The organism is Mariniflexile aquimaris (assembly GCF_042676825.1).
Lineage (GTDB): Bacteria > Bacteroidota > Bacteroidia > Flavobacteriales > Flavobacteriaceae > Mariniflexile > Mariniflexile aquimaris.
The window spans coordinates 98,635-113,793 of the sequence record NZ_JBHTIB010000002.1; the positions used below are offsets into that span (position 1 = coordinate 98,635).

Consider the following 15,159-nt stretch of genomic DNA (forward strand, 5'->3'; position numbering starts at 1 on the left):
CTAATCTAATACAAAATCTAGTGGCTTACCTATAGAACCGTTTGGAAAACTAATATTTAAAAGTGCAGACATGGTTGGAGCAATATCGGTTATTTCTGTTTTTTGTAATGTTTCCCCGTGTTTTATCCCTTTGCCGAAGAATAATAAGGGTACATGGGTATCGTAATTTAGACCACTACCATGTGTTGAACCCGTTTTTCCGTACGAAATAAATGCTGGATCGTACACAAAAAGCACATCACCGGAGCGTTTTTGGTTAAACCCTTTTTTCAACAAGGTTTCAATTCCCGCAGTAAACTCTGTAGAACTCATAACTTTTGCGGTGTACGCCCTGTCAATATTGGAATAGTTGATTATTTCGTTAACAATCGCTTCTTGTACAGCACCTAAATCTAACTTCAATTCTTTAATTTTTGATCTATTTAAAAACACCTGATTATTACTTACGTTTTCAATTAAATCGGCTGAACCAAAAGTAGTTTTCATAAATTCAGTAAACTTCACTTTTTGTGTGTTCGAATCAATATAACCAGCAGGTACTTTAACACTTTGCAAATACGCTGGCACATCTATTGCCGCATGATCGGCAGTTAAAAAAACGGTGTAATTTCCTTTGCCAACTTTACTATCTAAAGCTTTAAAAAAGCGTTCTAAATCTTTATCTAAACGAATATAGGTATCTTCAACTTCTTTAGAGTTTACTCCAAAATTGTGTCCCACGTAATCTGTACTCGAAAAACTCACCGCAAGCACATCGGTAATAGCATCTTGACCGAGTTGTTCTCCCGTTACCGCAGCTATAGCAAAATCTGCTACAATGCTATTGCCATAGGGTGTTCCTTTCAAAATATCGAAACCACCATTTTGCTCTTTTAAAACATTTAAATCATATGGGAATGTTGCAGTTTCTTTTCCTTTAAAACCGCCTTCAAAATTATTTAAATCACTACCGCTTTCGGTATAAGTTTCTATGGCATATAAGGTATTCCAAGGTTTTAAATACGACTGTGCTTTATTAGAATTATTAAATTCTATTACCCAATTAGGTAAACTATTCATGTAAAAGGTACTACTAATAAAATGGCCCTTATCTTTTCCATAAAACCAATACGCCGCATTTGCGGTATGACCAGCCGGTAAAATTGCACCGCGGTCTTTTACCGAAATACCAATGGTTTTACCACGCATTTGTGTAAACAATCGGTTTTCGTCTGCAAAGGTTGTTGTCTTCATTCTATGTGGAGACATTTTACCTTCTTCGGTATCAATGCCAACAGCTTCAACTTTATCATCACCAGCACAATACACACTTTTTTTAGCCTCTTTATCGTACCAATCGTTAGCTATAATGCCATGATAACTAGGCGTCGTGCCTGTATAAACTGATGCATGCCCAGGACCTGTATAAGTAGGCACATAATTAAAATGATTGTTCTTACAATTAAATCCTTCATTCATCATGCGTTTAAACCCACCATCGCCAAATTTACTGTAAAAACGGGTTAAATAATCGTATCGCATTTGGTCTACTACGATCCCAACAACCAGCTTTGGTTTGCCAGAAGTTTCATTATGCCTAGACACTTGACTGTTTTGTGCTTTGCATGAAAACATTAAAATTATGGCAAATAAAAAAGAAACTGTATTTTTCATTATAACTATTCGTATTTTGATTCAAAAATACACCTTTTAATATATCTTAATTTAAAATTAAAGTTAAATACCTCTAACTTTTTTTTACTTTAGCGCTATTAAAATTGAATATGACTTATTTACATAATATTGGTTCCTATTTTTTAATGATAGCCGAAATGTTTCGCAAACCCACCAAATGGTCTGTGATGAAAAATCTTATCTTAAAAGATATTGACGATTTAGTTATTGGCTCTTTAGGTATCATCGCATTTATATCGTTTTTTGTGGGAGGTGTAATCACTATTCAAACGGCATTAAATATAAGTAACCCTTTAATTCCACGATATTTAGTCGGATTTGCAACTAGGCAATCCGTTATACTAGAATTTGCACCAACTTTTACCTCGATAATTATGGCAGGGAAAGTAGGGTCGTTTATTACCTCGAGTATAGGCACCATGCGCGTTACAGAACAAATTGATGCCTTAGAAGTTATGGGAATAAACTCATTAAATTATTTAGTGTTTCCTAAAGCAGTTGCCTTAATGTTATATCCTTTTGCCATTGCCATTGGTATGTTTCTGGGTATTCTAGGAGGTATGGCCGCTTGTGTTTACGGTGGGTTTAGCTCGCTTGAAGATTATATTTTTGGTATTCAAACAGATTTTATTCCATTTCACATTACTTATGCGTTTATAAAAACCTTTGTTTTTGCATTTGTTTTAGCCACCATTCCATCGTTTCATGGTTATTACATGAAAGGTGGTGCGCTTGAAGTAGGGAAAGCTAGTACAACAGCCTTTGTATGGACGAGTGTTGTTATTATCTTACTAAATTATTTCTTAACCCAAATGCTTTTAAGTTAATGATTGAAGTTAAAAATTTACATAAATCGTTTGATGGTGTTGAAGTTTTAAAAGGAATAAGCACCACATTTGAAAAGGGACAAACCAATCTTATTATTGGGCAAAGTGGCTCTGGGAAAACCGTGTTTATTAAATGCCTTTTGGGGTTATTTCCATATGAAGAAGGATGCATCTCATATGATGGAAAAATATTTTCTGAATTATCTGAAGACCAGAAACGAAATTTAAGAGGTGATATAGGAATGGTATTTCAAGGTAGCGCCTTGTTTGATTCTATGACCATCGCAGAAAACGTTATGTTTCCATTGCGCATGTTTACCAATCAAAGTAAAAGCGAAATGGAAGACCGTGTGGATTTTGTTTTAAATCGCGTGAATTTATCCGATGCACATAAGAAAAAACCGAGTGAAGCCTCGGGAGGTATGCAAAAACGTGTTGCTATAGCAAGAGCGATTGTAAACAAGCCTAAATATTTGTTTTGCGATGAGCCAAACTCTGGGTTAGATCCTAAAACAGCAATTGTTATAGATAATTTAATTAAAGAAATTACCGAAGAATACGATATTACCACCGTAATTAATTCTCACGACATGAACTCGGTTATGGAAATAGGCGAGAAAATAGTATTCTTAAAAAACGGGCTAAAGGCTTGGGAAGGTTCAAAAAACACCATCTTTAAAACCGACAATCAAGTGGTAACCGATTTTGTTTACTCTTCAGAACTAATGAAAAAAGTGCGACAAATGTATATAGAAGAGAAGCAATAAATTAATCGTGTTTTATAATAACATTCTTTACTTTAAGCTCGCTTTTTAACCAATCGTTTAACTCTTTTTCTTTCTTTTCTAAAACACTTTCTTTTAATTTAGAATGCCATTTTACTGTTACCACGTTTAACGTATCTATCTTTATAAAATCTTTAGATTCTAACACCTTAGCAAAACTAAAATAGTCTAAATCGCTAAAACGCACTTTGGCATCTCTCGATAAAGACGAAAAAGCGACCTGATTGTTTTGCGAATTATTGTGCTCTATTTCCTCATTTAATTTTACAATTTCGGTTTGCAACTCTTCAATTTCCTTTTGAAGTCCTGCGATAATATTTTTACTTTCTTTCAATTCTATTCGGGCATCTTGATACGCACTCGAAATTAACTCGTAACTTTTAGTATCGCTCCCTTTAATTTTTAGCGATACGTTTTTTAAATTTAAATACTGCGGATTATTTTTCAATTCATTATACAAGTCCTTTTTGGTAGCTTCGGTGATTTCATTAAAAAAATTAAGCTCAAGCGATTTGTTAGTATAATCACTTTCATAGTGCATTAATTGTAAGGCATCATTCGACTTTATTTCAACTTCAATGAATCTTTTTAATTCTACATCAAACATGGTTTCGTTATAAACATTCCAAAATGTAAAACCTGCTGGTATCATTACAACAATAGCGGTTAACATGGCTAATCTAGAAATCATGCGTCGTCTTTGCGAATTCGCATATTTAAGCATTGGAAAACGCAGTGTTTTTAACACTAAAAATGTAGATAAAGCGATAAAAATTGTATTTATAGAAAACAAATACATGGCACCAAAAAAGAACTTTAGGTTACCAACTGCTAAACCATAACCTGCTGTACATAATGGTGGCATTAAAGCTGTTGCAATGGCAACACCAAAAATTACAGAAGCAATGGTTCCTTTTTTTGTTCTGGCAACAATAAGTGCTAAACCACCAAATATGGCCACAAAAACATCCAGTATATTTGGCTGTGTTCTTGCCTCAAGTTCTGGTGTTAATTGCGTGAGGGGCGACAATTTAAAGTACAAATAAGCGGTTAATACACTTAAAAATACCATTACAACTAAGCTAATTAAAGAACGTTTTAAGGTATCAATATCATTAATAGCTAAAGCCATTCCAACCCCTAGAATAGGCCCCATTAAAGGCGAAATTAACATGGCACCGATTACCACGGCAGTAGAACTTACATTCAAACCAATAGAGGCGACAAAAATGGCAAATATTAAAATCCAAGCCGTAGCTCCCTTAAATGGAATATCGGTTTTTATTGCCTGAATAGTAGCATCTCTATCGGTATCATCTCTAAAATCGAGAAGTTCTTTTAAAAACTTTTTAATACTAATAAAAATTCCTTCTGCGTCTTTATTAATTACAGGCTCTGCCTGTTCAGTTGCACCATTTCCAACCGCAGGAGATTTTAAATTATTTTCTTCCATTTAATGTATTTTTATAGCGTAAACCCACCAACAAAAACTTTATTAGACTTAATTATTCTTGCAATAAATTAAAATTGCCTATCCGTAATGTTTTCCAAATTTATCTTTAACCTTTTGCAATACTTTTTTAATATCCTGCTCTTTGGTCTTTGGATAAATTAGCAATACCTCGTCCTTATCAACAATAATATAATCGTTTATACCATCAATCACCACAATTTTATCTTTTTTGGTTCTTATCATATTCCCCGAAGCATCTTCGGTTAAAGTTCTGGCATGAACCACCGCATTGTTTGCAGCATCTTTATCTAATTTATCATACAAACTACCCCAAGTTCCAAGGTCGTTCCAATCAAACTCAGCAGCAATTACAAATACATTTTTAGAGGTTTCCATAATGGCGTAATCCACCGAAATATTTTCCGCCTTCGGGTAATTTTCTTTTATAAAACTGTCTTCTAAATCTGTATTATATGCGCTAATACCATTCTCAAAAAGCGCATATAAATTTGGTTGATTGTTTTGAAAAGCTTCAATGACGCTTTTTACACTCCACATAAAAATACCAGCATTCCATAAAAAATTACCTTGAGCGATAAATTCTTTTGCAGTTTCGTAATCGGGTTTTTCTCTAAACTGGTTTACAGATTTTATTGTATTGGCAGACGTTTTGTCAAACTCAATATAACCATATCCGGTATTTGGGAACGTTGGTTGAATACCAAGTGTCATCAGTGCATTATTTTTCGAGCAAAATTCAAACGCTTGTTTTACATTTTTAGAGAATGTTGCTTCGTCTTCAATCCAATGATCACTAGGTGCCACAATCATAATAGCATCTGGATTTTCTTTCTGAATTTTTAAAGAGGCATATAAAATACAAGGCGCTGTATTTCTCATGGCAGGTTCTAAAACCACCTGACGCTGTGTAACTTCTGGTAATTGTTCAAAAACCAAATCGTTATACCGCTCGTTAGTTAATATAAAAATATTTTCCTTCGGAATTAAATGTGAAAGTCTTTGAAAGGTTTTTTGAATTAATGTATCGCCAGTTCCTAACATATCGTGAAACTGTTTTGGAAATTCTTCGGTGCTAATAGGCCAAAAGCGTGATCCTACACCACCTGCCATTAATATTGCGTAATAATTTTTATTCATATTATTATGTTATTATTTCAACTTCTGCGTTTGGGTTAAAAAGATACAATTTTCCTGTTTTAATCTCAAGACACTCGAAACGCTTTGTTCGTTTTTCTCCTTTTTTAAAAACTTTTCCGTTATAAATTTTAAAAGTATGTCCTAAAGGTACTTCAAAAATAAAGGTTTTATTGTTAGGTTCGTCGAATTGCTTTAAAGCTAAGGCCAAAACCGCATCGCTATCGCTCGATGCTTTCGGGTTTTTAAAATGCTTCGCTAGCATAGGCAATAAATAATTCGGAAAAATATCTGGATTTAAAAAAGGTAACATTAAATGCTGAAAGGTTTTTTTCCACTCTATCCCATGTGGTTTAATAAACCGCCCATAAGTTCTATAAGCTTCAAAATGCGCTATTTCATGTATAAGTGTAATTAAAAAACGGTATTCGTTTAAATTAGAATTTATAGTAATTTGATGCTTCCCATTTGGCAAACGCATATAATCGCCATGGCGGGTTTTGCGTTCGTTTTTAATTTTAACAACCAAATGATCATGCTCCAAAAGTTTTATAATTTGAGGCATGGCGTTTGGCGAAATATAGTCTCGAAGTTTATTTTGCATTAGCGCAAAAATACACGAATTCTTTTAAGAAATACAATTGGAAATATATTTAACTTAATCGTAACAGCAAATGAAAAGGCACTGAATAAAATGATTATTCAATGCCTCTTATAAATTTCTATGATATAAAAAATATTAAGATTTCTCTTCTTTAAGATTAACGCCTTGTTTTAAAAGCATCACACCCATAGCTACTAACCAAATAACTTTTACATGAAATAATGGTTTGTAAATTTCGAAATTATCTGGTATCGATATAATTACTCCTACGGCAGCAAGTCCTAATAAAATAGTAAACCATCCTAACCATTTGGCAACAATATTCCATTTAACCAAGCCAGCACCTAATAGCACCAATCCCACACCAGAAAAAATTCGTCCAAAACGCACAAAACAGGTTACATATTGGTTTGTATATAAAATATCATTCATAAATAATTCTATTTCTTCTGCCGATTTACCAGCGATTTGTCCCACGCCCCAAGCACCATAATTATAATAATACGCTGCTGCGATGGCAATGGTAAAGGTTCCAACAATCACCATTCCTGCTCCGGGTAATATTAAAACTCTATAAGGTTTTTTTGCTGTAATAGACACGAAAGCAAACATGGAAATAGCCATGGTTACCCAACCAAAAATATGAAATCGATACATCCAAATCCAGTACCATACATTTTCGCCAATGGCTGTAAAATCTGAGGCAACAAAATATTCACCTACATGATGTGAAGACAATGCCCATCCTCCCCACAGTAACAAAGCGGCCACAATAAATGCCCAACCTGTAAATTTAGTTTCGAAATCTTTTACCATAATTAATTGTTTTTCATTAGTTTGGAAAAATACTAATAGCAATACAGTTTTAATGTAACCAATGTTACACAACAGTTCTGCCACCAGAAAACATCTTAGATAAAGATCTTAAATTATATGTTTTTCAAAATGATTTCAATCAGTTTGCTTAACCAATTTTTTAACTGATTTATATCATTTTGCAACTCAAATAAAATATTTAATATTATTTATTAATATACTTTTCGCATATCTCAATCAACCAATGTAACAATAGTTACAATTGAAGATTTTTAGAAATTGTACTTTAAACCAGTTTTATTAATATAAATCTTTAATACAGTCATTTTGAAAAGAAGAGATTTCGCTAAAAAAGCAACATTAAGCACGTTTGCAACTCTTATTGGTGCAGAGATTGTTTTTGGTTCTCGCCTACTAGATGGGTATAGCCCTTTGGCGCTACAAGACCCAGATCCTTTTAAAATGTTTAATAAACATAAGGACATGATTGTGCTTAATGATAAGCCATGGAATATCGAAGCACAGGCGCATTTGTTAGATGATAACATTACACCCAATTCCTGTATGTTTATAAGAAACAATGGCTTAGTACCAGAAGGAAATGACGCTAAAAAATGGAGCTTAACCATTGATGGAGAATCTGTTGTTAATAAAAAAACATACACGCTGGCTGAATTAAAATCAAAATTTGAACAACACACCTACCAAGTTACCATCGAGTGTGGAGGAAACGGCAGAAGTGAATTTAATCCACCTGCTAAAGGCAACCAATGGACTGTTGGTGCAGTGCATTGTGCTTCTTGGACAGGTGTTCGTTTACGCGATGTACTAAAAGATGCCGGCGTAAAAAGCAACGCGGTTTATATTGGTTACCATGCTACAGATTTACACTTGAGTAGAGACCCAAATAAAGAACCAATTTCTAGAGGTTGCCCAATGTGGAAGGCGAATGAAGATGAAACGCTATTGGCTTTTAAAATGAATGGGGAAGACATCCCGCTTATACATGGCTACCCGTTGCGTCTAATTGTAGGTGGCTGGCCAGCATCTGTTTCAGGAAAATGGATTAACAGAATAAGTATAAGAAACAAAGTTCATGATGGTGCAAAAATGACTGGTGATGCCTACAGAATGCCATGTAAACCAGTGGCTCCAGGGGAAAAAGTTAAAGATGAAGACATGTGTATTATAGAATCTATGCCCGTTAAATCTTTAATTACGTATCCAAAATCTGGCGCCATGATTAAGGAAGGAAAAGCGTTAAATATAAGAGGGCATGCTTGGGCTGGCGATTTAGAAGTTGCTAAAATGGAATACTCCATAGATTTTGGATCTACCTGGAAATCCTGCAGCGTTGAAAAACCGTCAAACCGATTTGCGTGGCAACATTTTAAGGCAAGTGTAAACTTTCCTAAAAAAGGATATTATGAGATCTGGGCAAGGGCTACAGATAGTAAAGGAATTGCTCAACCAATGTTATTACCAGGTTGGAATCCAAAAGGCTATTTAAACAATGCATGTCATAGAATCGCTGTAAAAGTTAGCTAAATGTCTAAAGAAGAAGATCTTAGGAGGCAAATTAGAAAAGTATACCGCTTAATGGTTTTACTTTTTAGTTTATTTGTAATTACAGGTGGTATACTTGTATATTACACCATTAATCCTAATTTTTTCACTTTTGAAACAAAAACCGAAACTATTGTTAGCGCTCCTGTTGAAGTTGATGAAGATAGAATAGAAAATGGTATTCATGTAAGAACCGGATTAATTGATGCCGAAGGATTAATGACTGTAGTAAATAATTGCACTAATTGTCATTCATCAAAATTAATAATTCAAAACCGAATGAATGCAGAGCGGTGGAATGCGACTATAAAATGGATGCAAGAAACACAAAACCTTTGGGAGTTAGGTAAAAATCAAGAAATAATAGTAAATTATCTGGTTAAAAATTACCCACCAAAGGATAAAGGAAGAAGAGAAATTTTAACAAATATAGAATGGTATGAATTAAAAGAGTAATCTTTCAATTCTGAAGTAAAAATTAAATAGTAAACAAACAATAAATTAATTAGTTATGGAAAAATATTTAGATGCCTTTATGAATGCCTTTAACGGCACTTTAACTTGGACATGGAAATCAATTCTTTTTGAAGTACCATGGTATACGAATTACTTTTGGGGACTTACAGTAATTTCTATAGTCGTTTGGCTATTAGAAATCACATTCCCTTGGAGAAAAGAACAATCTATTATTAGAAAAGATTTTTGGCTGGATGCCTTTTATATGTATTTCAACTTTTTTGTCTTTTCAATTGTAATAAGTGGTGTTTATAACATCTTAGGTGTTGTTTTTGGTGAATTTAATATCACCGCTAAAAGTTTCGCCATTATCGATATAGCCATCTGGCCAATGTGGGCGCAATTATTAATATTCTTTTTTATACTAGATTTTGTGCAATGGTTTACGCATGTTTTATTACATAAATATGCCTTTTTATGGAAATTCCACAAAGTACACCATAGTGTTAAAGAAATGGGTTTTGCGGCACATTTAAGATATCATTGGATGGAAAACATCTTATACAAACCCCTAAAAACCTTTGGCGTTATGCTACTTGGTGGTTTTGAGCCAGAACAAGCTTATATAGTACACTTTGTTGCTATTGCTATCGGGCACTTAAACCATTCTAACATTAAAATAACTTGGGGTCCGCTTAAGTATGTTTTTAATAATCCTGTGATGCACTTATACCACCACGCGTATGTGTTACCTAAAGGAACATATGGCGTAAACTACGGCATTAGCTTAAGTTTATGGGATTATATTTTTAAAACAAATTATATCCCTGAAGATAGTGGCACTATTGAAATTGGATTTAAAGGTGACGATAAATTCCCAAAAGATTTTATTCATCAAAACTTGTATGGCTTTAAAAAGGGGCAAAATTAAATTCTAATAGAATTAAAAAATTCATACTGAAAGTCTTACATTTATATACGCTTAATTGAATAAACTAAAACGTAAAAAATGGAAGACTTAGCAGATGGTTATTTAGACCCCCATTATATACAACGAAGTAATTGGCTTAGAGCGGCAGTACTTGGTGCTAACGATGGCATACTTTCAACGGCTAGTATTGCTATAGGTGTTGCCGCTGCAAGCGATTTAAGAGAACCTATTATATTGGCAACTTTAGCTGGACTTGTTGCTGGTGCGCTATCAATGGCTGCAGGAGAATATGTTTCTGTAAGTTCGCAAACTGATATTGAAAAAGCCGATATTGAACGCGAAAAACAAGAATTAGCCGATACGCCTGAAATGGAACTAGAAATGTTAGCGTCCATTTATGAAAAACGCGGATTAAAAAAAGAAACCGCCTTAATAGTTGCTAAAGAATTTACAGAATTTGATGCCTTAGCTACACATGTTAGAGACGAATTAGGTATTAACGAAGTCAGTCAAGCTAAACCCATACAAGCCGCTATAGCTTCAGGTGGCGCTTTTACTTTTGGTGGAGTTCTACCTTTATTAGTTACTTTACTCTTTCCTTTAACATATATGGAGTACTATTTGTATGGTTTCGCAACTCTTTTTCTAATAATTTTGGGAATTATTGCCGCTAAAGCTGGAGGCTCCAACATTGGCAAAGCTATAATTAGAATTACTTTTTGGGGTACCGTCGCCATGGGATTAACAGCGCTGGTTGGCTACTGGTTTGGCGTAAATGTTGGCTGACTTTAATCAAACAAATAAAAACTTAAATCATTTTTAAGAGCGAATTCATGCTTTTAAAGGTTTTCGTAGCATGTTCTTCTAACTCGTTGTTATAGTCGTGTGCGGTAAAACCAAACACATCGAAACCACCATTTTTTGCGGCATACACGCCAGACAAACTATCTTCAATAATCAGGCATTCTTCGGGCGCAAAACCCATAGTTTCGGCTGCCCATAAAAAAACTGCTGGATCTGGTTTCCATTTTTCAATGGTATAGCAACTGAAAATTTTATTTTCAAAATAAGGCAGCAAACCACTTAATTCTAAATTCAGTCTGATTTTATTTTCAGGTCCACTAGATGCCACACAAAACGGTAACTCCAAATTATTCAACAGCTCTCTTATCCCTTGTACGGGCTGCATATTTTTTTTAAAAGCTTCAAAACTTTGTTGTCTGTAGTCCTCTTCAAACGAATCGGGTAAAATAGTATCTGTTAATTGGGCAATTTTATTTTTACAGGAATAAAAAAAACTGCCTTTAAAATGTTTCATGCCATAGGCCATATCAATATTGGCTCCGTAGCCGTTGGCCATATCAACAAGTATTTGAATGCTTGTGGGTTCGCTATCAACCAAAACACCATCACAATCAAAAATTATGCATTTATATTTACTCATAATTTAAGGTGTAGAATTAGAAACCTGCAATAATTTGCCATTATAATATTTGTTTCCATTAAGGGAAAAATCGAAAATATATTCAGCCATTTGCAATGCCGAAGTTGAAGCAATGTAACCAGGAAATGCTTCTTCTAACATTTCCGTTTGAACCGCTCCAAGCGCCAACACATTAAAACTAGGACCGGTTTCCTTATATTCTTCGGCCAATAACTCCGTTAAGGTAATTACAGCGCCTTTACTACTACTATACGCAGCCAACCCAGGAAACTTCATGCTGCCTTGCACACCACCCATTGAACTTATGGTAACTACATGCCCATCTTTTTTCATAAACGGAATAATAACCCGCGTTAATTCGGCTACGCCAAAAACATTGGTTTTATAAACGCGCTCAAAATCTTCCATTGAAATCTCCGAAAATGGTTTATTTATAAGCATACCCGCATTGTTAATCAAAACATCTACCTGTTTCCAATTTGACGTTACAAAATCTTCAACTTTTTTATACGCTTCAGTATCATTTAAATCAAATGAAAACGATTTCACCTTCGCCAATTTAAGATTTTCAACGGGCTTTTCATTCCGCGAAAGCGCTAATACATTGTGTCCTGCGTTAGCAAATAATTTTACTAATTCAAAACCAATACCTCTACTTGTTCCTGTTATTATTATGTTTTTTGTCATTAACCCATTTTAAAGTTTAAAGATAAAAAAAACCTGTTTCAAACAGATGAAACAGGTTTTTAGTTTTATATAATTGATCCTTTTAAGGGAGTTTGTAATTATATTATACCAGCATCGTTACCGGATTTTCAATATATCCTTTTAATGTTTGAAGGAATTGAGCTCCCGTTGCACCATCAATAGTTCTATGATCGCATGCTAATGATAATTTCATGGTATTACCTACAACAATTTGCCCGTTTTTAACCACTGGTTTTTCAACAATATTTCCTACAGAAAGAATCGCCGAATTAGGTTGGTTAATAATAGAGGTAAATGTATCGATACCAAACATACCTAAGTTAGAAACTGTAAACGTACTACCTTCCATATCTTGAGGCGTTAACTTTTTGTTTCTAGCTTTTCCTGCAAGTTCTTTAACTGCAGCACCAATTTGTGGTAAAGATTGCTCGTTTGCGAACTTTACTACTGGCACTACTAATCCGTCTGGCACAGCTACCGCAACACCAATATGTACATGGTTGTTTAAACGCATTTTATCTGCAAACCACTGAGAGTTTACTTGTGGATGCTGTTTTAAAGCTAACGCACATGCCTTTACTACCATATCATTATAAGATATTTTAGTATCTGGTATGGTATTGAATTGCGCACGGAATGCAATCGCATTCTCCATATCGAATTCTACATTTAAGTAATAATGTGGCGCAGTAAATTTAGAATTCGTTAATGCTTTAGCAATGGCTTTACGCATTTGCGAGTTTGGAATTTCTTCAAAATCTTCCTGACCAGTTGCCACGAAAGGACCGCTTACAACTGCAGACTGTGCAGAAGGAACAAAATTCTCTACATCAGATTTTACAATACGACCGTTTTCTCCAGAACCTTTAACTTGAGCTAAATTTATTCCTTTTTCATCAGCTATTTTTTTAGCTAACGGCGAAACAAATACTCTTCCCGTAGTATTTACTGTGGCACTAGGCTGTGTCGAAACTGCTTTTGGAGCTTCTTGTTTAGGCGCTTCTTTTGCAACTTCAGCTTTTGGAGCTTCTTGTTTTGGTGCTTCAGCTGCTGCTGCAGGCGAAGCCACAGAAAAATTAGCCGCTACCCCAGAAACATCTGTTCCTGCAGGTCCGATAATTGCTAATAAAGAATCTACTTTCGCCGACTCTCCTTCTTGTAATCCTATATATAATAAAGTACCTGACTGGAATGATTCGAATTCCATTGTCGCTTTATCTGTTTCAATTTCAGCTAAAATATCGCCTTCAGAAACCTCATCGCCCACTTTTTTAATCCAAGTAGCAACCGTTCCTTCTTCCATCGTATCACTTAAACGTGGCATCGTAACAACGATAACACCTTCAGGTAATTCCGCTTTTTCAGCTACTACCTCAGCTTTTGCTTCTTTAGGAGTTTCTTTAACTTCGGCAACAGCTTCTTTTACTACTTCTTTTGCCGCTTCTTCTTTTTTAGGTGCAGAACCACCTGCAATTAACCCAGAAATATCTTCGCCTTCTTCACCAATAATCGCTAATAACTCGTCTACTTTTGTAGTTTGCCCTTCTTGAATACCTATATAAAGCAAGGTACCTTCATAAAAAGATTCAAACTCCATCGTCGCTTTATCAGTTTCAATTTCAGCTAAAATATCGCCTTCACTAATTTTGTCGCCCACTTTTTTCAACCAAGTAGCAACCGTTCCTTCTTCCATTGTATCGCTTAAACGCGGCATATTAATAATCTCTGCCATAACTTATATTTTGTGTTGAATAAATGGATAATCTTGTTGTTCGTAAACCATATCGTAAAGTTGTTGCTTTTCTGGGAATGGAGATTCTTCAGCAAATTTCTCGCATTCAGCCACTAAAGCTTTAACGCGTTTATCAATTGCTTTAAGATCATCTTCTGAAGCGTATTTCTTTTCAAGAATAACATCTTTTACTTGCGTAATAGGGTCAATTTTCTTGTACTCCTCTACTTCTTGTTTTGTTCTATAATGCTGAGCATCACTCATTGAATGCCCTCTATAACGGTATGTTTTTAATTCTAAGAATGTTGGTCCGCCACCTTTTCTAGCACGTTGAATGGCTTCATCAAAAGCTTCAGCAACTTTAATAGGATTCATCCCATCTACAGGACCACAAGGCATTTCATAGCCTTTTCCTAATTTCCAAACGTCTGGGTGATTTGCAGTACGCTCAACAGATGTTCCCATAGCGTAACCATTGTTTTCGCAAACAAAAACTACAGGCAAATTCCAAAGCATTGCTAAATTGAATGTTTCATGTAAAGAACCTTGTCTCGCAGCACCATCACCAAAACAACAAATTGTAACAGCATCTCTGCCGTGATATTTATCTCCAAATGCCATTCCTGCACCTAAAGGAATTTGTCCTCCAACAATTCCGTGACCACCGTAAAAACCGTGCTCTTTAGAAAAAATATGCATTGAGCCTCCCATACCTTTAGAAGTACCAGTGGCTTTTCCATAAAGTTCTGCCATTACGCGTCTTGGATCTTCGCCCATACCTATTGGCTGAACGTGATTTCTGTAAGCGGTTATCATTTTATCTTTAGTCAAATCCATAGCATGTAAAGCACCTGCTAATACAGCTTCTTGACCATTGTATAGATGTAGAAACCCTCTAACTTTTTGTTGAATATATACTGCAGCTAATTTGTCTTCAAACTTTCTCCAGAATGACATATCTTCATACCATTTGAGGTAAACCTCTTTTGTGATTTTTTGCATTGGCTA

15 protein-coding genes are annotated in these 15,159 nt (G+C 34.8%); 6 read left to right on the forward strand and 9 right to left on the reverse strand.

The window, feature by feature from the left end:
* Complete coding sequence (gene pafA / locus ACFQ0I_RS00475; protein WP_379938380.1) at positions 1-1,653, reverse strand: alkaline phosphatase PafA; 1,653 nt, start codon at positions 1,651-1,653, stop codon at positions 1-3.
* A gap of 110 nt (positions 1,654-1,763) precedes the next feature.
* Here pafA and ACFQ0I_RS00480 point away from each other — a divergent pair, with 110 nt between their 5' ends.
* Together ACFQ0I_RS00480 and ACFQ0I_RS00485 are read left to right on the forward strand one after the other, a co-directional pair.
* Complete coding sequence (locus ACFQ0I_RS00480) at positions 1,764-2,501, forward strand: MlaE family ABC transporter permease (RefSeq protein WP_379938382.1); 738 nt, start codon at positions 1,764-1,766, stop codon at positions 2,499-2,501.
* Positions 2,501-3,268 carry an ABC transporter ATP-binding protein gene (locus ACFQ0I_RS00485; RefSeq protein WP_379938384.1) on the forward strand — a complete coding sequence of 256 codons (768 nt, stop codon included), beginning with the start codon at positions 2,501-2,503 and terminating at the stop codon, positions 3,266-3,268. Before ACFQ0I_RS00480 ends, ACFQ0I_RS00485 begins: the two co-directional genes overlap by 1 nt.
* A 1-nt stretch (position 3,269) precedes the next feature.
* Here ACFQ0I_RS00485 and ACFQ0I_RS00490 read toward each other — a convergent pair whose 3' ends face one another.
* From ACFQ0I_RS00490 to ACFQ0I_RS00505, 4 genes are all read right to left on the reverse strand, one after another.
* Positions 3,270-4,739, reverse strand: coding sequence for a DUF389 domain-containing protein (locus ACFQ0I_RS00490; protein WP_379938385.1), 1,470 nt, complete (start codon positions 4,737-4,739; stop codon positions 3,270-3,272).
* Between the two features lie 78 nt (positions 4,740-4,817).
* Complete coding sequence (locus tag ACFQ0I_RS00495; protein ID WP_379938387.1) at positions 4,818-5,897, reverse strand: mannose-1-phosphate guanylyltransferase; 1,080 nt, start codon at positions 5,895-5,897, stop codon at positions 4,818-4,820.
* 4 nt (positions 5,898-5,901) lie between these two features.
* Positions 5,902-6,498 (reverse strand): SprT-like domain-containing protein, encoded by a 597-nt coding sequence (locus tag ACFQ0I_RS00500; RefSeq protein ID WP_379938389.1) that lies wholly within the window; start codon positions 6,496-6,498, stop codon positions 5,902-5,904.
* Between the two features lie 135 nt (positions 6,499-6,633).
* Positions 6,634-7,314 carry a hypothetical protein gene (locus ACFQ0I_RS00505; protein ID WP_379938391.1) on the reverse strand — a complete coding sequence of 227 codons (681 nt, stop codon included), beginning with the start codon at positions 7,312-7,314 and terminating at the stop codon, positions 6,634-6,636.
* Positions 7,315-7,641: 327 nt separating this feature from the next.
* On the opposite strand from ACFQ0I_RS00505, the gene ACFQ0I_RS00510 reads away from it, so the two are divergent.
* The 4 genes from ACFQ0I_RS00510 to ACFQ0I_RS00525 all read left to right on the forward strand — a co-directional run bounded on the left by ACFQ0I_RS00510 (position 7,642) and on the right by ACFQ0I_RS00525 (position 11,053).
* Complete coding sequence (locus ACFQ0I_RS00510) at positions 7,642-8,862, forward strand: sulfite oxidase (RefSeq protein WP_379938392.1); 1,221 nt, start codon at positions 7,642-7,644, stop codon at positions 8,860-8,862.
* Entirely contained in the window at positions 8,863-9,336 is a 474-nt protein-coding gene (locus tag ACFQ0I_RS00515) for a monoheme cytochrome C (RefSeq protein WP_379938393.1), read from the forward strand.
* 55 nt (positions 9,337-9,391) lie between these two features.
* Entirely contained in the window at positions 9,392-10,267 is an 876-nt protein-coding gene (locus ACFQ0I_RS00520) for a sterol desaturase family protein (RefSeq protein WP_379938395.1), read from the forward strand.
* 78 nt (positions 10,268-10,345) lie between these two features.
* The gene (locus tag ACFQ0I_RS00525) at positions 10,346-11,053 is read left to right on the forward strand and encodes a VIT1/CCC1 transporter family protein (protein ID WP_379938396.1); all 708 of its coding nucleotides are present in this window, start codon (positions 10,346-10,348) and stop codon (positions 11,051-11,053) included.
* Positions 11,054-11,075: 22 nt separating this feature from the next.
* Here the strand turns inward: ACFQ0I_RS00525 and ACFQ0I_RS00530 are convergent, their stop codons facing one another.
* The 4 genes from ACFQ0I_RS00530 to pdhA all read right to left on the reverse strand — a co-directional run bounded on the left by ACFQ0I_RS00530 (position 11,076) and on the right by pdhA (position 15,153).
* Entirely contained in the window at positions 11,076-11,711 is a 636-nt protein-coding gene (locus ACFQ0I_RS00530; RefSeq protein ID WP_379938398.1) for an HAD family hydrolase, read from the reverse strand.
* Between the two features lie 3 nt (positions 11,712-11,714).
* Positions 11,715-12,398 (reverse strand): SDR family NAD(P)-dependent oxidoreductase, encoded by a 684-nt coding sequence (locus tag ACFQ0I_RS00535; protein WP_379938400.1) that lies wholly within the window; start codon positions 12,396-12,398, stop codon positions 11,715-11,717.
* A 103-nt stretch (positions 12,399-12,501) separates the two neighbouring features.
* On the reverse strand, positions 12,502-14,151 hold the full coding sequence (locus ACFQ0I_RS00540; protein WP_379938401.1) for a pyruvate dehydrogenase complex dihydrolipoamide acetyltransferase: 1,650 nt from the start codon (positions 14,149-14,151) through the stop codon (positions 12,502-12,504).
* Positions 14,152-14,154: 3 nt separating this feature from the next.
* Positions 14,155-15,153: a pyruvate dehydrogenase (acetyl-transferring) E1 component subunit alpha gene (gene pdhA / locus ACFQ0I_RS00545; protein WP_379938403.1), complete on the reverse strand. Its 999-nt coding sequence runs from the start codon at positions 15,151-15,153 to the stop codon at positions 14,155-14,157.
* Positions 15,154-15,159: the final 6 nt, after the last annotated feature.